The 18,450-nt window shown below is 51.7% G+C and carries 16 protein-coding genes; 11 read left to right on the top strand and 5 right to left on the bottom strand.

Annotated elements, in window-relative coordinates; genetic code table 11:
* The first annotated feature begins 124 nt into the window (after positions 1-124).
* From OGV98_RS02015 to OGV98_RS02005, 3 genes are read left to right on the top strand one after another with little or no spacing between them, the layout of a single operon-like run.
* Positions 125-1,945, top strand: coding sequence for a DUF2264 domain-containing protein (locus OGV98_RS02015; protein WP_048232797.1), 1,821 nt, complete (start codon positions 125-127; stop codon positions 1,943-1,945).
* A 10-nt stretch (positions 1,946-1,955) separates the two neighbouring features.
* Complete coding sequence (locus OGV98_RS02010; protein WP_003838149.1) at positions 1,956-3,224, top strand: oligosaccharide MFS transporter; 1,269 nt, start codon at positions 1,956-1,958, stop codon at positions 3,222-3,224.
* A gap of 23 nt (positions 3,225-3,247) precedes the next feature.
* Positions 3,248-4,438 carry a glycoside hydrolase family 88 protein gene (locus tag OGV98_RS02005; protein ID WP_202580998.1) on the top strand — a complete coding sequence of 397 codons (1,191 nt, stop codon included), beginning with the start codon at positions 3,248-3,250 and terminating at the stop codon, positions 4,436-4,438.
* Between the two features lie 72 nt (positions 4,439-4,510).
* Here the strand turns inward: OGV98_RS02005 and OGV98_RS02000 are convergent, their stop codons facing one another.
* Both OGV98_RS02000 and OGV98_RS01995 read right to left on the bottom strand, forming a co-directional pair.
* Positions 4,511-4,825 (bottom strand): putative quinol monooxygenase, encoded by a 315-nt coding sequence (locus OGV98_RS02000; RefSeq protein WP_003024557.1) that lies wholly within the window; start codon positions 4,823-4,825, stop codon positions 4,511-4,513.
* A gap of 30 nt (positions 4,826-4,855) precedes the next feature.
* On the bottom strand, positions 4,856-5,437 hold the full coding sequence (locus OGV98_RS01995) for an NAD(P)H-dependent oxidoreductase (protein WP_003838153.1): 582 nt from the start codon (positions 5,435-5,437) through the stop codon (positions 4,856-4,858).
* Between the two features lie 252 nt (positions 5,438-5,689).
* Between OGV98_RS01995 and OGV98_RS01990 the strand changes: the two genes are divergently transcribed.
* The 3 genes from OGV98_RS01990 to OGV98_RS01980 are packed head-to-tail and all read left to right on the top strand — an operon-like array spanning position 5,690 to position 7,221.
* Positions 5,690-6,169, top strand: a complete 480-nt coding sequence (locus tag OGV98_RS01990) for an Hcp family type VI secretion system effector (protein ID WP_237665921.1) — start codon at positions 5,690-5,692, stop codon at positions 6,167-6,169.
* A gap of 2 nt (positions 6,170-6,171) precedes the next feature.
* Complete coding sequence (locus tag OGV98_RS01985; protein WP_048232789.1) at positions 6,172-6,882, top strand: hypothetical protein; 711 nt, start codon at positions 6,172-6,174, stop codon at positions 6,880-6,882.
* 6 nt (positions 6,883-6,888) lie between these two features.
* Complete coding sequence (locus OGV98_RS01980) at positions 6,889-7,221, top strand: DUF2645 family protein (RefSeq protein ID WP_202580999.1); 333 nt, start codon at positions 6,889-6,891, stop codon at positions 7,219-7,221.
* 7 nt (positions 7,222-7,228) lie between these two features.
* On the opposite strand, the gene qseC is transcribed toward OGV98_RS01980, so the two are convergent.
* Positions 7,229-8,578: a quorum sensing histidine kinase QseC gene (qseC, locus tag OGV98_RS01975; protein WP_044713728.1), complete on the bottom strand. Its 1,350-nt coding sequence runs from the start codon at positions 8,576-8,578 to the stop codon at positions 7,229-7,231.
* On the bottom strand, positions 8,575-9,234 hold the full coding sequence (gene qseB / locus OGV98_RS01970) for a quorum sensing response regulator transcription factor QseB (protein WP_003024547.1): 660 nt from the start codon (positions 9,232-9,234) through the stop codon (positions 8,575-8,577). The genes qseC and qseB overlap by 4 nt, the downstream gene beginning before the upstream one ends.
* A gap of 150 nt (positions 9,235-9,384) precedes the next feature.
* Between qseB and OGV98_RS01965 the strand changes: the two genes are divergently transcribed.
* From OGV98_RS01965 to ftsP, 4 genes are all read left to right on the top strand, one after another.
* Positions 9,385-9,783: a YgiW/YdeI family stress tolerance OB fold protein gene (locus OGV98_RS01965; protein ID WP_003024544.1), complete on the top strand. Its 399-nt coding sequence runs from the start codon at positions 9,385-9,387 to the stop codon at positions 9,781-9,783.
* A 118-nt stretch (positions 9,784-9,901) separates the two neighbouring features.
* The gene (gene parC, locus OGV98_RS01960) at positions 9,902-12,160 is read left to right on the top strand and encodes a DNA topoisomerase IV subunit A (RefSeq protein ID WP_003024543.1); all 2,259 of its coding nucleotides are present in this window, start codon (positions 9,902-9,904) and stop codon (positions 12,158-12,160) included.
* A 195-nt stretch (positions 12,161-12,355) separates the two neighbouring features.
* Positions 12,356-13,093 (top strand): 1-acylglycerol-3-phosphate O-acyltransferase, encoded by a 738-nt coding sequence (gene plsC / locus OGV98_RS01955; protein ID WP_003024540.1) that lies wholly within the window; start codon positions 12,356-12,358, stop codon positions 13,091-13,093.
* Between the two features lie 71 nt (positions 13,094-13,164).
* On the top strand, positions 13,165-14,577 hold the full coding sequence (gene ftsP, locus OGV98_RS01950) for a cell division protein FtsP (protein ID WP_003024538.1): 1,413 nt from the start codon (positions 13,165-13,167) through the stop codon (positions 14,575-14,577).
* 16 nt (positions 14,578-14,593) lie between these two features.
* Here the strand turns inward: ftsP and OGV98_RS01945 are convergent, their stop codons facing one another.
* Positions 14,594-16,069, bottom strand: a complete 1,476-nt coding sequence (locus tag OGV98_RS01945) for a TrkH family potassium uptake protein (RefSeq protein ID WP_048232785.1) — start codon at positions 16,067-16,069, stop codon at positions 14,594-14,596.
* Between the two features lie 199 nt (positions 16,070-16,268).
* On the opposite strand from OGV98_RS01945, the gene OGV98_RS01940 reads away from it, so the two are divergent.
* On the top strand, positions 16,269-18,440 hold the full coding sequence (locus tag OGV98_RS01940; protein WP_003024532.1) for a YgiQ family radical SAM protein: 2,172 nt from the start codon (positions 16,269-16,271) through the stop codon (positions 18,438-18,440).
* Positions 18,441-18,450 lie beyond the last annotated feature (10 nt).

The raw sequence follows: 18,450 nt of genomic DNA, 5'->3' as shown, positions 1-18,450 counted from the left end.
TAAACCCTATTTTTAAATTTTCTCAATCACTGTTTTACTTTAATTCTGGTGCTGTGATTGACGTAACATTTCTGCTGCTCTGCGATTCACTATTCTTTAGCCACTTAATTCAGAGGGGCAGATTATGTGGTCAGCAACTGAAGAAAAATCAAATCCATTGTCATCACGCGAAGACGTAACGTGTGCGGTTAACGCCATTTTACGTGCGCTGGATCGGCAGTTTCCGGCGGGACAGGCTCAGTTTTCTCTTGGCAATACCTGTGCTCACTACAGCGCGGATATTGCCTGTATGGAAGGGCTTTCCCGGGCGTTGTGGGGGCTATTTCCTCTGATGGCAGGCGGGGCTAAAGTGCCGTTTGCCGAAAAGTACATTCAGGCGATAAAACTCGGTACTGACCCACAAAGCCCACATTACTGGGGAGACACCGGTCCTTACGATCAGCGTCTGGTTGAGATGGCTGCTTATGGCCTGGGTCTGGCATTGTTACAGACGCAATTAACGCAGCATTTCTCCCTGAGCGAACGCGAGAATCTGCACCGCTGGCTGAATCAGATAACCGACTCGCAAATGCCGGACAGCAACTGGAACTACTTTGCGATTATCGTTCAGCTTGGTTTCAAGCGTGCGGGTCTGCCTTACGATCAGGCGGCTATCGATCGCCGCTTTGAGCTGATGGAAGCCTACTATCTTGGTGACGGTTGGTATTCCGATGGTCCCGGTCGACCGAAAGATTACTACATCTCAATGGCTTTTCACTTCTACGGCCTGTTGTATGCCACCCTCAGCCCGGATGACACCGAACGCGCTGTCGTTCTGCGTGAACGTTCGCGCTTGTTTGCCGAAGATTTTATTTACCTGTCCGCCGCTGACGGCGCATCGGTGCCGTTTGGCCGCAGCCTGACCTACCGCTTTGCCATGGTTGCCTTCTGGAGCGCGGTGGCGTTTGCCGAACTGGATGTTCTTTCGCCAGGCATAATCAAAGGGGTGATTCTGCGTCATTTGCGCTGGTGGCAGAAGCAGCCGATTTTCGATCGTGATGGCATTCTGACGCTGGGGTTTGCCTACCCGAATCTGGCGATGTGTGAAGACTACAACTCGCCGGGATCGCCTTATTGGGCATTGAAGGTTTTTTTGATTCTTGCACTGCCGGAGGATCATCCATTCTGGCAGGCTGAAGAGCTGGCGCTACCGCAACTGGTTGAAAAACGTGTTATCCCCCATGCTGCGCAGATCCTGCAGCATAGTGAGCATTCTGAGCATGTCATGATGTTGACCTCAGGCCAGCTTGAACTGAACAACTACGTTAATACCGAAGCCAAATACACCAAATTTGCCTACTCCAGCCGCTTTGGTTTCACCATTGAGCGCGGCCGTTACGGCATCAAACATGCAGCCTGTGACTCTATGCTGCTGTTGGCGGACGGCGATGGCTACTATCGTGGCCGTCGTCAGTGCGACGAGGTTCGGGTCGATGAGAATTTTATCTGGTCCCGCTGGGCTCCCTGGCATGACGTGATGATTGAGACCTGGCTTGTCCCGTTTGGCGAATGGCATCTTCGCCTGCACCGTATTAACAGTGCGCGAACGCTGCAAACGGTGGAAGGGGGATTTGCGGTGATGAAAGCCGAGCCTCGGTTATGTGAGTGTGGATGCCTCCTTGCGGCATGCAACGGAACCAGCGTTATCGTTGATCTGTCGCCGTCCATAGTTCGCCAGCCAGACAGCGTGGTCACGCCGCCGAACAGTAGCATCATGTTCCCTGAATGTGCGTCGATTCCTGTGTTGACCAGCGAAATCCCGCAGGGCGAAAGCTGGCTTTGCTGCGCCGTGAGTGCCAGCGGGCAGCAAAGACAGTACTCCGCCGTTCCGCAGCTATCTATCAACAATAACCAGGTTGTTATTCAGCAACCTGAAAGTGCACGCCAGTTGTCGTTCTTTTTATAGCGAGGGTGGTATGAAAAATAATTCAACGGGAAATCGGACTGAATATTATAAAATAAGCAGTTTTATATTCCTTTATTTCTTTACCTGGTCCGCAAGTATTGGTTTGTTGGCTATCTGGTTGGGGCAAAAAGCGCAGTTGAGCGGTACAGTGATTGGCACCGTATTTGCTGTGAATGGTATTTTCTCGGTTATTCTGAAGCCTATTTATGGTTATATCCTCGATAAAATAGGTATGAGCAAATATCTGCTCTATTTCGTCGTAGTGATGTCAGCGTTAATGGCACCGTTTTTTATTTATATCTATCAGCCATTATTACTCTCCAATACCATGCTGGGTATTATAGTTGGCGCGATTTACTTGAGCTTTGCGTGGTATGCCGGGGTGGCGGCCTGTGAATCTTATTCTGACCGCTACAGCCGTCTGAACGGCATGGAGTTTGGGCAGATCCGTATGTGGGGGTCGCTTGGCTGGGCGGTGGCGTCATCGTTCTCTGGCCTGCTGTTTAACCTCTCACCGGCCTATAACTTTATGCTCGGCAGCCTGACGTCAGTGGTGATGCTGGTTGTTCTGGTGAGTCTGAAAGTCAATGTCAATGCGGCCAACGCCTCGGAGGTGATAACTAAAGAGAAAATCTCCCCGACGGATGTTTACGCCCTGCTGCGTAATCGCAAATTTTGGGCATTCTGCCTGTACGTTGCGGGCGTGGCGTGGATGATGTTTATCGCGGAGCAGCAGTTCTCCCGCTACTTCGTCACTTTCTTTGCCGATGTACATGAAGGGAACGCCGTCTTTGGTTATCTGGGCACCGTGCAGTCGGGAATGGAATTTGTCATGTACATGGTCATTCCGCTATTCGTCAATTATATTGGCGCGAAGCGTGGTCTGCTGATTGTTGGGGCGCTGGTGGGCGCGCGATTGGTGATATCTGGGCTATGTGACTCTCATTTATTAATTTCTGTGCTGAAGCCGCTATACGGTCTGGAGATCTGTTTATTACTGGTTTCCGTCTTCAAATATATTGCCGAGCATTTTGATAAACGTGTCAATGCGACCATGTATTTACTGGGTTATCAGGCGATGCTGTATGTCGGTAACGTGGTGGTTTCCTCTCCTGCCGGATTAATGTACGACCGGATAGGCTTTGAGAAGACATATATCATTATGGGCATTGTGGCGCTGACCTTTACATTGATATCGGCATTTACTTTATCAGCCTGTCAGAGCAAACGTGGCAAAAATATCGCTCTCGATATTGCTGAAAATACCCCTGCAAAATAATTTACGTCATAAGGAACCGAAATATGTTAAATCATATCGTTGAGGAATCGTTGCGCGTATTTCCTGGCAGTCCGGTTAATCCCGGCAGTTTTCAGGATCAAATAAGTTGCGCCCGAGAAGATGTCCTCGAATTGATTAGCCGTCATTTAACGGAATTCGGTGAACAATTTCCTGCCGAAACCTGTGTGCAAGGTTATTACCCACTGACAGAGAATGTGGAATGGACGACCAGCTTCTGGACCGGGCAATTATGGCTGGCGTGGGAAATGAGTGGTGAGAGCAAATTTCGTGAGATGGCGGAGAAGCATGTGCGTTCGTTTGGCATGCGTATTGCCGGACGCCACGATACCAACACCCACGACCTGGGATTCCTCTACACGCTTTCCTGTGTGGCGGCCTGGCGATTGACCGGCAATCGCGATGCTCGAGTTTTTTCCCTGATGGCGGCAGAAGCGCTGTTGGAGCGTTTTCATGAAAAGGCGCAGATCATCCAGGCGTGGGGCGATCTTCGCGATCCCGATCAGGCAGGACGGATGATCATTGACTGCAATATGAATCTGCCGCTGCTGTACTGGGCTAGCGAGCAAACGGGCGATCCGCGTTTTGCGAATGCGGCGAAGGCCCACGTTGCGCAGGCAGCCAAATATCTGATCCGCCAGGATGCGTCGACCTTCCACACCTACTATATGGACGTGCAAACCGGCGCACCGCGTTACGGTAATACGCAGCAGGGCTATGCTGATGATTCTTGCTGGTCGCGTGGGCAGGCATGGGGGATTTATGGTTTTCTGCTGAGCTATATTTACACTGGCGATACACAAATGGTGCAGCTGTCGAAAAAGCTGGCCAACTACTTTCTTAATCGCCTGCCGGAAGATGCCGTTTGCCACTGGGATCTGGCATTAGTCGGAACCGATGTGCTGCGCGATTCATCTTCGGCGGCGATTGCCGTCTGTGGTCTGCTGGAGCTGATTAAACATCTGCCGGTGACCGATCCGGATCGCGAGTGCTACCAGCAGTGGGCGATGGGGATCATGTCTTCGCTGACCAGGCATTATCTGATGGGTAAAGATGAACAGGGGAACGGGCTACTGAAACACTCGGTGTATCACCTGTCGAGCAACAAAGGGGTCGATGAGTGTGCAAGTTGGGGGGATTATTTCTACGTTGAAGCGTTAATGCGCTTCACTCAGAGCTGGAAGCTCTACTGGTAAGGAGTGCCCGGTGGCGCTGCGGTTGAATGCCGGATGGTGGCCTAAAACGCCTCATCCGGCAAATCGACAACCTTAAATACCCGACTCCAGAATTCGAATATTCATGTCCAGCACGTCACCTTTCACGGCTTCGCTGTAGGCTTTCATATGCGGGGTCTGCAAATGCGCTTCAAGATGCGCGATGCTTTCCCACTGCTCAACCATCACGATTGAATCTGGCGCTGTGGTCTGAAAACTCACACCTGCGGCATGATCCACCATCGGCGCATAGCCGTGGCAGCCTTCTTCTTTCAGTACGGTCGGAACGATTTTAGCAAACTGATCCAGTACCGCCTGGCGGTGATGTTGACCTGGACGTGTACGGATTTCTGCAATAACGGTAAGCATGGTTAACTCCTTCTAATTCCAGGTTACCAGTTAACCAAAAATTTCGGTCAGATGCTTGCGATATTCTGCGATATAGCGCGGGACGTCCGGCATTTTAATCACATCATTGGTGATAAAGGTCGGCAGCGCTTCCATTCCCAGGAACTGGTTTGCTTTATGGAACGGGAGATAGACGCCATCAACACCAACGCCATGGAAGAACTGGTCTTTTTCAGTGAAGGCTTCCATCGGTGCGTTCCAGGTCAGGGACAGCATGTATTTTTTGCCCTGAATCAGCCCGCCGGAGCCATATTTTTTAGAGGCATCTGAACGTGTGCGGCCATCGCTGGCGTACAGCGTGCCGTGACCTTCGGTAAACACGTCATCGATGTATTTTTTCACGGTCCACGGTGCGCCCATCCACCAGCCTGGCATCTGCCAGATAACCGCATCGGCCCAGACGAAATTCTGCACTTCTGTTTTTACGTCATAATCGCTGTCCGCGCGTACGACTTTAACATCATGCCCGAGGTCGCGCAGGATACCGTCCGCGACCTCGGTCAGGGTGTCATTCAGTTGGCCATTAGAATGGCCGAATTTTTTCGCCCCGTTGATAATCAGAATGTTGCTCATTTTGTGTCCTCAAGGAAATACGTTTGAGGACGATTTTACCCCCACCAGCGGTGCGGTGAAATTAGCAAAATGTGCAAAGTCTTTTGCGTTTATAGCAATAATTTTTTGCGAGCCAAGAGTGATTAGCTGAGTATAAGGCTAAATGAATTCTGAAATGTGTGTAACTGATAGGGGGAGAGATTTTTTATCCTAGTGAAGGAATAAAATGCTGTGGCTAGTTTTCCAAAAACATCAACATACTGGGGGATAACAATGGCCAATATTATATATGCGACTGTTACCGGTGAAAAGCAGGGCATGATTTCTGCTGGTTGTGGAACATCTGCTTCTATTGGTAATAAATACCAAATAAATCACACTGATGAAATTTTTGTCCTTCAATTCGATCATTCTATTAGTCGAGAGCATAATGTTTTACATCATCCTGTGAAATTTTATAAACCGATAGATAAGTCATCACCCTTGTTAAGTGCTGCGATATCTGAAAATGAAAAATTATCGGTTGTATTTGACTTTTATAGAACCGCCTCCGGTGGTGGTATTGAAAGATTTTACTCTATTGAGTTACAGGAAGTTTATTTGTCTAACATCTCATCCTGCTATCCTCATGGGCTAACTCATGTTGGTAATCAACCAGAGGAAATTGTTATGCTGAGTTATAAAAATATTACATGGAAACATCTTATTGCCGGTACTGAATCATATAGCTTATGGGATGAAAGGATTTTTTGACAATGAAAACTGATTTTGTGTTGAAAAACCGTTTCTGTACTATCCCACAGACAAAATTTCGGAAATGGGATGAAATTGATGTTTTATTTTGGAAGTTGGGTAGAAATGATGCGCGTGGTCGTTCAGGAGTTTTTTATTTGAATGCCTATAAAGATGCATATGTACAATACAACAGAGATAAAATCATTAATCATGCTAATGCTGCGGGGATACGCTCTGACCTGCTTGGTGCAGTAGCATGGATTGAATCAGGCGGAATGCCTGAAAATTTTAAATTTCAAGTTTTTGAAGCTAAAAGAATGATCGGGTTGGCGAATAAGCCTATAGATAAAACATCATTTGGTTCGGTAGCAGCACAGATACGCGTTGCGGCTGTTACATTTGGTCTTGATCCTTCGGAACTGACTACCAGGGATCAGTTGGAGTTAGCAACTTGTCTCATGGAGGATGATTTTAACTTGCGTGTTACAGCAAATTATTTGAGAGATCTTATTCTCTATGATTATCCTGATGTAGCAACACTTTATATGACCGATGAGCAATACATAATGGCAGGTGTGAGGTATAATCGGGGAGTTCAAAGGCGTTTAGACGATTTCATCCGATTAATAAGAAATCTACCCAAACGAGGTACAGAAGACTATAACTATATATCCTATGGTATGAGATTGCTGGAAATAAGAGAACATATCAGAACATTACTTAGAGAGTAATTATATATGTTAAAAGAAAAAATAATATCCATACTTGAAGTGTTTATATACATAGTCCTTGCATATTGGTTAACCGACACATTTTTTGCCTTCAATAAATACAGTTGGATGTTTGAACTGGATGACTCAATTTGTAGTATACCTGTCGTGTCAAACGATAACCGCAGTTTGCAGGCTGCCGTTGCAGCCTTTTTTTTGCTTACACCGCTTATCATTATCCTCATCAGAAAACTCTATGTCCGAAGAATGTTTGATTTCTGGTTATCTTGTCTCGCGATAGCCACCTGCCTTTTCTTCGGCTGGTGGCTTTTTTGGGGGCGTTATTTAAATTGCCACTAAGTCTGGTCTACCAACTGATCTTAGCTTCAAACCCGCCTTCCGGTGCGTTGCCAAACGAGGCTGACATTCCATGCAGTGTTGCGATACGGCGGACAATTGACAGGCCGAGACCGCTGCCGGTCACGCTTTGTCCCGGTGGACGATAAAAACGTTCACCGATGTGTGTAAGTACCTCCGGCGCAACGCCAGGACCATTATCTTTGACGCTGAAATTGCGGGCGTTGAGCGTCACTTCCACAATGCTCCCCTGCGGACTGTAGCGAATGGCATTATCCAGCAGATTTCGTACCATCAGGCTCAGCAACAGCGGCTGTCCTGTGCGCATAATATTGTGTGCGTTAATCTGCAAACGTACGTCAATGTGCGCCTGCTGGGCCGGGTGGTAGATATCCATCACCGCGGATTGCAGTAGCTCCTCCAATGAAATTTCCGCCACATCCTGAAGATTATCGAGGGAGTCGAGGCGCGAAAGCGTCAGGAGCTGATCGACCAGTCGGGTGGCGCGTTCAATTCCCGCATGTAGCTGCGCCAGCGCTTTTTCCCGCGTTTGCGGGTCGTCGTCTGACAGTTGCACCACTTCGGTTTGCACCTTCAGCGCGGTCAACGGACTGCGCAGCTCATGGGCGGCATCAGAAGTGAAGCGGCGTTCACGCACCATCATTGAGTGGATGCGGGTAAACAGCTGATTTAGCGATTCAACCAGCGGGCGCACTTCGCTTGGCACACCTTTCGGGTCGAGCGGCTCTTCTGATTCCGGGGCGCGCCAGCGCAGAGCTTGCGCCAGTTTTTTTAGCGGCTTGAGTTCGCGACTCAGCATGACCACCAGGATCAGCAACATCAGCGGCAGCGCAACCAGCCACGGGGTTAATTGTGCAGTAAGGATCGACAGCGCCATATCCTCCCGATATTCCCACTCCTGGCCCACCACAATGCGATATTTTCCATCAGCGGAATTCAGCCACAGGAAGCGCCAGGAATCGCTGTCGCCCCTGAGTTGGCCGTCGCTAAACCCTTCCCGGCTGTAGGTGTAGGGAATATCCTGGCCATTATCGCCATCGTGTAGCACCATTTTGCCGTCGGTGGAGTAGATGGCAAACGCCAGTGCGTCGTCATCAATATGGCCATGCTTCAGTTTCTTTGGCGTGCGGGCCATATTGCTTGAGGTGGTGACATCGCTGATATCCAGCGTGCTAAGCCGCTTGGCGAACAGCATCAGTTGGGTATCAAACAGCTCATCGACATTATCGGTAGTCTGCCTCCAGGCCACAAAACTGGATACGGCCCAGGTGGCTGATGCCAGAATCAGAAAAATAAGCGTTAGCCTGACGCGCAGGCTGAGGCGTTGTGTGAGTTTCATGCGTCACCCAGGGTGTAGCCAATGCCATGCACGGTACGGATAAAGTCGCTGCCGAGCTTACGGCGTAAGTGATGAACGTGGACCTCAACCGCATTGCTGGAGACATTTTCGTCCCAGGTATACAGTTTTTCTTCAATCAGTTTGCGGGGCAGGACGCGACCTTTGTTGCGCATCAGCAGTTCCAGCAGCGCGAACTCTTTAGGTTTGAGTGACAAAGGTTCACCCGCCGCCGTGGCGACCAATGCGCCAGGATCGAGCGTTACCTGGCCATGGCGCAATGTGTTGCTGGCCTGGCCGCTGGCACGACGCACCAGCGCCTCCAGTCTGGCAGCAACTTCGATTAGCGCAAAGGGTTTACACAGATAGTCATCTGCGCCCAGGCGCAGGCCTTCAACGCGTTCCGCCAGCGCGTCGCGAGCGGTCAGAATCAGTACCGGCTCCTGCTTCCCGTTAGCTCGCCATTCGCGCAAAATGTCCCGTCCGTCTATGCCTGGCAGTGTCAGGTCGAGGATTACCGCATCATAAGGTGCGCTGTAGAGTGCTTCTTTCCCCTGGCGGCCTTCGGTAAACCAGTCAATGCTGAAACCCATTTTACTCAGACCTGTTTTCAGGCCATCGCCAATCAACGTGTCATCTTCGATCAGTAAAATACGCATATGTTCTTCCCTGCGATAACTCATTTGCAGTCAGTAAACCTGTGGCTACAGTCTCTGTACAGTAAAAAAAGTATCTTTTTTTGCCTTAAGAACTTGTTAAGGATTAACTTATTTAATAGTCGTAAACCAACATGAAAGGGAGACATGACGATGAAAAAATTAGCTGCAATGGTTGCCGTAATGGCACTGTGTTCCGCACCTGTTCTGGCAGCTCAGCAGGGCGGCTTCTCTGGGCCAACGACAACCACTACGCAGAGCCAAAACGGCGGATTTGTCGGCCCTAACGGTAGCAGCACGACAGTAGAAAGCGCCAAATCACTGCGTGATGACACCTGGGTTACCCTGCGCGGGAACATCGTTGAGCGTATTTCCGACGACCTGTATGTGTTTAAAGATGCGACCGGCACAGTGAATGTGGATATCGACCACAAGCGCTGGAACGGCGTAACCGTCACACCGCAGGATGTGGTTGAAATCCAGGGTGAAGTGGATAAAGACTGGAACTCCGTTGAAATCGACGTGAAACAGATTACCAAAGTTGCTAAGTAATCCCCATCAGGGCCGCATTCGCGGCCCTTTTCTTTGTGACTCAACACGCCAGATAGGGTAGTATCTGCGGCAATATTGCCCTTCAATAGAGGGGTACAAAGTTGAGGAACCACGATTAATGAGCGATATGGCAGAGCGCCTGGCGCTGCATGAATTCACGGAAAACGCCTATCTGAACTATTCCATGTACGTCATCATGGATAGGGCGTTGCCGTTTATTGGCGATGGTTTGAAACCCGTTCAGCGTCGCATCGTGTACGCGATGTCCGAACTGGGGCTGAATGCCAGCGCCAAATTTAAAAAATCCGCCCGTACCGTCGGTGACGTGCTGGGTAAATACCATCCGCACGGCGACAGCGCCTGCTATGAAGCGATGGTGCTGATGGCGCAGCCGTTCTCTTACCGTTATCCGCTGGTTGACGGGCAGGGGAACTGGGGGGCGCCGGACGATCCGAAATCCTTCGCGGCGATGCGTTATACCGAATCCCGCCTGTCTAAATATGCGGAAGTCCTGCTGGGTGAGCTTGGTCAGGGCACGTCGGACTGGGTGCCTAACTTCGACGGCACCATGCAGGAGCCGAAGATGCTGCCTGCGCGTCTGCCAAATATTCTGCTCAACGGTACGACCGGTATTGCCGTTGGTATGGCAACGGACATTCCGCCGCACAACCTGCGTGAAGTGGCAAAAGCAGCGATTACTCTGATTGAGCAGCCGAAAACGACGCTGGATCAGTTGCTGGATATCGTGCAGGGGCCGGATTACCCGACCGAAGCGGAGATCATTACCTCGCGCGCGGAGATTCGTAAGATTTACGAAAACGGACGCGGCTCCGTACGTATGCGTGCGGTATGGACGAAAGAAGACGGCGCGGTGGTGATTTCCGCGCTGCCACATCAGGTTTCCGGGGCAAAAGTGCTGGAGCAGATCGCTGCTCAAATGCGCAATAAAAAGCTGCCGATGGTAGACGACCTGCGCGACGAATCGGATCACGAAAACCCGACTCGTCTGGTGATTGTCCCGCGCTCCAATCGCGTGGATATGGAGCAGGTGATGAACCACCTGTTTGCCACCACCGATCTGGAAAAAAGTTACCGCATCAACCTGAACATGATCGGTCTTGATGGTCGTCCGGCGGTGAAAAACCTGCTGGAGATCCTCACCGAATGGCTGGCGTTCCGCCGCGATACCGTGCGCCGCCGCCTGAATTATCGTCTGGAAAAAGTGCTCAAGCGCCTGCACATCCTTGAAGGCTTGCTGGTGGCGTTCCTCAATATTGACGAAGTAATCGAAATTATTCGTCATGAAGATGAACCTAAGCCAGAGCTGATGTCGCGGTTTGGTATTTCTGAAACCCAGGCTGAAGCCATCCTTGAGCTGAAATTGCGCCATCTTGCCAAACTCGAAGAGATGAAAATCCGCGGCGAGCAGGATGAACTGGCGAAAGAGCGCGATCAGTTGCAGGCCATTCTGGCATCTGAACGTAAAATGAATAACCTGCTGAAGAAAGAGCTGCAGGCTGACGCTGAGGCCTATGGCGACGATCGTCGTTCTCCGCTGCAGGAGCGCGAAGAAGCGAAGGCGATGAGCGAGCACGACATGCTGCCGTCTGAGCCGGTGACTATTGTGTTGTCCCAGAGCGGCTGGGTGCGTAGCGCGAAAGGCCACGACATCGATGCGCCGGGATTAAGCTATAAAGCGGGCGACAGCTTTAAGTCGGCAGTGAAGGGTAAGAGCAATCAGCCGGTGGTGTTCGTGGACTCGACCGGCCGCAGCTATGCCATCGATCCGATTACGCTGCCGTCGGCGCGCGGTCAGGGTGAACCGCTGACCGGGAAGCTCACTCTGCCGCCGGGCGCGACGGTTGAGCACATGCTGATGGAAGGCGATGATCAGAAACTGCTGATGGCATCGGATGCGGGCTACGGTTTTGTCTGCACCTTCAATGACCTGGTTGCACGTAACCGTGCAGGTAAGGCATTGATTACGCTGCCAGAGAATGCGCGCGTCATGCAGCCGGTGGTGATTGAAGATGAAACCGATATGCTGCTGGCGATTACTCAGGCTGGTCGCATGTTGATGTTCCCGGTGAGCGATTTACCGCAGTTGTCGAAAGGCAAAGGGAACAAGATCATTAATATCCCTTCAGCGGAAGCGGCGAAAGGCGAGGATGGTCTGGCGCAACTTTACGTGCTGCCGCCGCAGAGCACGCTGACTATCCACGTCGGTAAGCGCAAAATCAAACTGCGTCCCGAAGAGTTGCAGAAAGTGACCGGCGAGCGTGGCCGTCGCGGCACGCTAATGCGTGGTCTGCAGCGTATCGACAGCATTGAGATTGACTCGCCTCGACGCGCCAGTCACGGCGACAGCGAAGAATAACGCTACCGTCCGGCTCTCCCTGTTAAAGCCCAGGGAGAGCCAACGTTAAAAATTCCCGTGAAACCGTTGTTTATTCGTGCGTTGCGATTAACAATACGCTTTTCCAGAGAGCCGCCCTTAACAAAGCCCTAACCTGATACCGCGTGATGAATCAGGTGACGTAAAATGCCAGGCTCTTAGGCCTTAGAGGTTGTTATGCTATATATTTTTCGTTTAATTATTACTGTTATTTACTGCGTTCTGGTCTGTATTTTCGGTTGCATATACTGTCTGTTCAGCCCGCGAAATCCAAAACACGTTGCAACGTTCGGTCATATGTTTGGCCGCCTGGCTCCCCTTTATGGTCTGAAGGTCGAGTGCCGCATGCCGGCAGACGCGCAGAACTATGGTAATGCTATCTATATTTGTAACCATCAGAACAACTATGACATGGTTACTGCTGCGAATATCGTTCAACCGCCGACGGTGACGGTAGGTAAAAAAAGCCTGCTGTGGATCCCTTTCTTCGGGCAGCTGTACTGGTTAACCGGTAACCTGCTGATTGACAGAAATAACCGCGCAAAAGCACACAGCACCATTGCTGCCGTGGTGAATCATTTCAAAAAACGCCGCATTTCTATCTGGATGTTCCCGGAAGGAACGCGTAGCCGCGGTCGCGGTCTGCTTCCGTTTAAAACCGGCGCGTTCCATGCAGCGATTGCTGCTGGTGTCCCGGTCATTCCGGTGTGCGTTTCCACAACCTCGAACAAGATAAAATTAAACAGACTCAATAATGGTCTGGCGATTGTCGAGATGTTGCCGCCGGTGGATATTAGCCACTTTGGCAAAGATCAGGTTCGTGAACTGGCAGCACATTGCCGCACGCTGATGGAACAAAAAATCGCAGAGCTCGATAAAGAAGTTGCTGAGCGGGAAGCCGCCGGTAAGGTTTAATCCGCGCAATTCGGGTTTTTTACAGGAAATGACTTCCTGCGTGTTAATAGCCAGTTTTTTATGGAGTTTATATGTCATTCAGTCGGCGTCAGTTCATTCAGGCATCGGGGATCGCACTGTGTGCAGGTGCTGTTCCGCTGAAGGCTAATGCTGCCGGTCAGCAACAACCGTTACCTGTGCCTCCGCTGCTGGAATCCCGCCGGGGGCAGCCGCTATTTATGACGCTGCAACGTGCGCACTGGTCCTTTACACAAGGCACGCGCGCACCTGTCTGGGGAATTAACGGCCGCTACCTGGGACCGACAATTCGCGTCTGGAAAGGGGATGACGTCAAGCTTATCTACAGCAACCGTCTGACTGAGAATGTCTCGATGACCGTCGCCGGGTTACAGGTACCAGGCCCACTGATGGGCGGCCCGGCGCGCATGATGTCCCCGAATGCTGACTGGGCGCCGGTGCTACCGATTCGCCAGAATGCCGCCACGTTGTGGTATCACGCCAATACGCCAAATCGTACTGCTCAGCAGGTCTATAACGGCCTTGCCGGGATGTGGCTGGTTGAAGATGAAGTGAGTAAATCACTGTCTATTCCCAACCACTATGGCGTGGATGATTTTCCGGTCATTATCCAGGACAAGCGGCTGGACAACTTTGGCACGCCGGAATACAGCGAGCCCGGCAGCGGTGGCTTTGTCGGTGATACGCTGCTGGTCAATGGGGCGCAAAGCCCGTATGTCGAAGTCTCCCGCGGCTGGGTGCGCTTGCGTTTACTGAACGCTTCAAACTCGCGTCGTTACCAGCTGCAAATGAGCGATGGCCGTGCACTGCATGTGATTTCCAGCGATCAGGGTTTTTTACCTGCACCCGTTTCGGTGAAGCAGCTCTCGCTGGCGCCTGGCGAGCGTCGTGAGATCCTGGTGGATATGACGAACGGTAATGAGGTCTCTATCACCTGTGGCGAGGCAGCCAGTATTGTCGACAGAATCCGCGGGTTCTTTGAGCCTTCCAGTATTCTCATCTCCACGCTGGTGCTGACTCTGCGTCCAACGGGGCTTCTGCCGCTGGTGACTGACAGCCTGCCAATGCGCCTGCTGCCAACGGAAATCCTCAGCGGTTCGCCGATTCGCAGCCGTGATATCAGCCTGGACGATGACCCTGGCATCAACGGTCAGCTGTGGGACGTCAATCGTATGGATATTACCGCGCAGCAGGGCTCCTGGGAGCGCTGGACGGTGCGGGCGGATATGCCCCAGTCCTTCCATATTGAAGGCGTCTCGTTCCTAATCCGTAATGTGAATGGCGCGATGCCGTTCCCGGAAGACAGAGGCTGGAAAGATACCGTCTGGGTTGACGGCCAGGTTGAATTACTGGTTTATTACGGACAGCCTTCCTGGGCCCATTTCCCGTTCTACTTTAATAGCCAGACGCTGGAAATGGCAGATCGTGGCTCAATCGGACAGATGTTGGTGAACCCGGCGCCGTAATGCGCCGGGATTTCCGTTATGCCCGCCAGAACATGCGCGAGAACAGGATCAGAATGGGGTAAATCTCCAGACGCCCCATGATCATGGCCGCGCACATCAGTAGCTTTGCTTCCTCATTTAAGGTGCCAAATGTCGTGGCGGTGACGCCAAATCCTAGCCCCATATTGTTGATGCAGGCGGCGACGGTGGCAAAAGAGGAGAAGAGATCGTAGCCCATCAGATTGAGCGCCCAGATAAAAAAGCTGGTGAACAAAACGTAGAGAAAGAAAAAGCTCCATACCGAACGCACCACCCGGTCGCTTACCACGCTATTGCCCACTTTAATGTTCAGCAGGGCACGGGGATGCGCGAGCTGGTGTAACTCCTGACGGCACTGCTTGAACATAATCAAAAAACGCAGCACCTTAATCCCCCCGCAGGTCGATCCCACACAACCGCCGAAGAAACTGGCGCTGAGCAGCATGAAGATCGTGTGCGAAGGCCACTGCGCATAATCCGCCGTCGACAGGCCATTATCTGTCAGCATCGAACTTGCCAGAAAAAAAGCATGCACCAGGCTGTCCGTTAATCCATACATGCCTGCCCGCCAAACTTGCCAGGTGGCGATCAGAGTGACAACCAACGCAATAAGCAAAAAGAAACGCAGTTCGGCATTACGACGAAAGGGTTTGAAGGTACGTTTCGCGATAGCCACGTACCAGAGGGTGAAGTTAAACGCAGACAACAGGGAAAATACCCCAGCGACCAGCTCGATCGCATGGCTGTTATAGAAGCCGATGCTTTCACTGCGAGTGGAAAATCCGCCGAGAGAAACCGTCGACAGCCCGTGGCATAAGGCATCGAAGAACGACATCCCGGCAGCCCAGTAGGCCAGAGTACAGATTAGACCCAGAATGACATAGGTCAGCCACAGCGTACGTGCAGTATCGGCAAGCCTTGGAGTGAGCCGTTCTTCTTTGAAGGGACCCGGCATTTCAGACTGATACAGCTTCATGCCGCCGATACCCAAAAGCGGTAATACCGCCACGGCGAGGACAATAACACCCAGGCCACCAATAAAATTGAGCTGAGCCCGATAGTAGAGATACGACTTCGGCATGGCGCTGACGTCGCCAATTACCGTTGCGCCCGTGGTGGTAATCCCGGAAACCCCTTCAAACAGGGCATCCGCAAAGGAGAGGTTTAAGCCATCGTCCATCCACATCGGCATCGCGCTGATAAACGAAAACAACAGCCAGAACAGGACGATAATAACGAAACCATCCCGTGTTCGCAGTTGAATACCCGCATGTTTGGTTGCCAGCCACGCCCCGCCGCCGAGGGTGAAGAAAGTCATAAATGTGCTGAAAAAAGCGAACAAGCTCCGCTCTTTGTTTAACAAAGCGATGGTCATCGGTGGCAGCATAGAAAAGCTGTAGAGAAGAACCAGAAACCCACACAGGTGAACAACAACCCGTAGCTGGGAAATATGCAGTGAATCGTTGAGTCGCAATGAAAAATCCCCCGCCGAAAAAGAGTTATCTCAGCTGGCCGGCATGGTGTTAATTATGATTGATAAAAATGAGCGTCGTAAAATTTAACAATTTATATAACTTTCTACTGCCCTGGTTCAGACTCCACTTCATTTCTTGTCGACATACAGCGTATAATCCCCGGCCTTTGATTATTTTTTTACCATTTTTGGAAGCATTATGAGCGCAATATCCCTGATCCAGCCGGACAGAGACCTTTTCTCCTGGCCGCAGTACTGGGCTGCCTGTTTTGGCCCGGCACCGTTTTTGCCGATGTCACGCGACGAAATGGACCAACTAGGCTGGGATAGCTGCGACATCATTCTGGTTACCGGCGATGCATACGTCGATCATCCCAGCTTTGGCATGGCAATATGCGGCCGTATGCTGGAAGCGCAGGGCTTTCGTGTAGGGATTATCGCCCAGCCGGAGTGGAACAACAAAGACGATTTTATGCGTTTGGGTAAACCGAACCTGTTCTTTGGTGTGACCGCAGGCAACATGGACTCGATGATCAACCGTTATACCGCCGATCGCCGACTGCGCCATGACGATGCCTACACACCAGACAACGTAGCAGGTAAACGCCCGGACCGCGCCACGCTGGTCTATACCCAGCGTTGTAAAGAAGCATGGAAAGATGTGCCAGTTATTCTCGGCGGCATTGAGGCCAGCCTGCGCCGTACCGCGCACTATGACTACTGGTCTGATACCGTTCGTCGCTCTGTTCTGGTGGATTCCAAAGCCGACATGCTGATGTTCGGCAACGGCGAACGTCCGCTGGTAGAAGTGGCGCATCGTCTGGCGATGGGCGAAACCATCGATCAGATCCGCGACGTGCGTAACACCGCGATTATGGTTAAAGAAGCGCTGCCGGGCTGGAGTGGGGTGGATTCCACGCGTCTCGACACGCCGGGCAAGATTGATCCGATCCCGCATCCGTACGGCGAAGATCTGCCGTGTGCCGACAACAAACCGGTCGCCCCGAAAAAGCAGGAAGCGAAAGCGGTAACCGTACAGCCGCCGCGTCCGAAACCGTGGGAAAAAACCTACGTGCTGCTGCCGTCCTTTGAAAAAGTGAAGGGCGATAAAGTGCTGTATGCGCATGCGTCGCGTATCCTGCACCACGAAACCAACCCTGGATGCGCGCGTGCGCTGATGCAAAAGCACGGCGATCGCTACATCTGGATCAACCCGCCAGCTATTCCGCTGTCTACCGAAGAGATGGATAGCGTCTTTGCGCTGCCGTACAAGCGCGTGCCGCACCCGGCGTATGGCGACAGCCGCATTCCGGCCTATGAGATGATCCGTTTCTCGATCAACATTATGCGTGGCTGCTTTGGCGGCTGTTCGTTCTGTTCGATCACCGAGCACGAAGGCCGCATCATCCAGAGCCGCTCTGAAGACTCGATCATCAATGAAATCGAAGCCATTCGCGACACCGTTCCGGGCTTTACCGGCGTGATTTCCGACCTCGGCGGCCCAACGGCGAACATGTATATGCTGCGCTGTAAGTCACCGCGTGCGGAGCAGACCTGCCGTCGTCTGTCATGCGTCTACCCGGATATCTGTCCGCATATGGACACCAACCACGAACCGACGATTAACCTTTATCGCCGGGCGCGTGATTTGAAAGGCATTAAAAAGATCCTCATTGCTTCCGGTGTGCGCTATGACATCGCGGTTGAAGATCCGCGCTATATCAAAGAGCTGGCGACCCACCACGTTGGCGGCTATCTGAAGATTGCGCCAGAGCATACTGAAGAAGGCCCGCTGTCGAAGATGATGAAGCCGGGGATGGGCAGCTACGATCGCTTTAAGGAGTTGTTCGATACCTACTCTAAACAGGCGGGTAAAGAACAGTACCTGATCCCGTACTTCATCTCCGCGCACCCGGGTACGCGTGACGAGGATATGGTGAATCTGGCGCTGTGGCTGAAACAACGTCGTTTCCGTCTGGATCAGGTACAGAACTTTTATCCATCGCCGCTGGCGAACTCCACAACCATGTATTACACCGGGAAAAACCCGCTGGGTAAAATTGGTTATAAGAGTGAAGACGTGGTGGTGCCGAAAGGTGATAAGCAGCGCCGTTTGCATAAAGCCCTGCTGCGTTACCACGATCCAGCTAACTGGCCGTTAATCCGCCAGGCGCTGGAAGACATGGGTAAAAAGCATCTGATCGGCGGTCGTCGTGAATGTCTGGTTCCGGCGCCTACGCTGGAAGAGATGCGCGAAGCACGTCGCCAGAACCGTCATACCCGTCCGGCGTTGACCAAGCACACCCCGGTGGCGCACCAGCGCCAGACCCCTGCCGCAAACAAAAAACGCGGGAAAGTAGCGGGACGTTAATTTGCTTTGC

This window comes from Citrobacter sp. Cf136, assembly GCF_030333815.1.
In the GTDB taxonomy this organism is placed as follows: domain Bacteria; phylum Pseudomonadota; class Gammaproteobacteria; order Enterobacterales; family Enterobacteriaceae; genus Citrobacter; species Citrobacter freundii.
The sequence above is the reverse complement of the archived record's forward strand: the minus strand, read 5'-3'. Positions and strand labels throughout refer to the sequence as shown.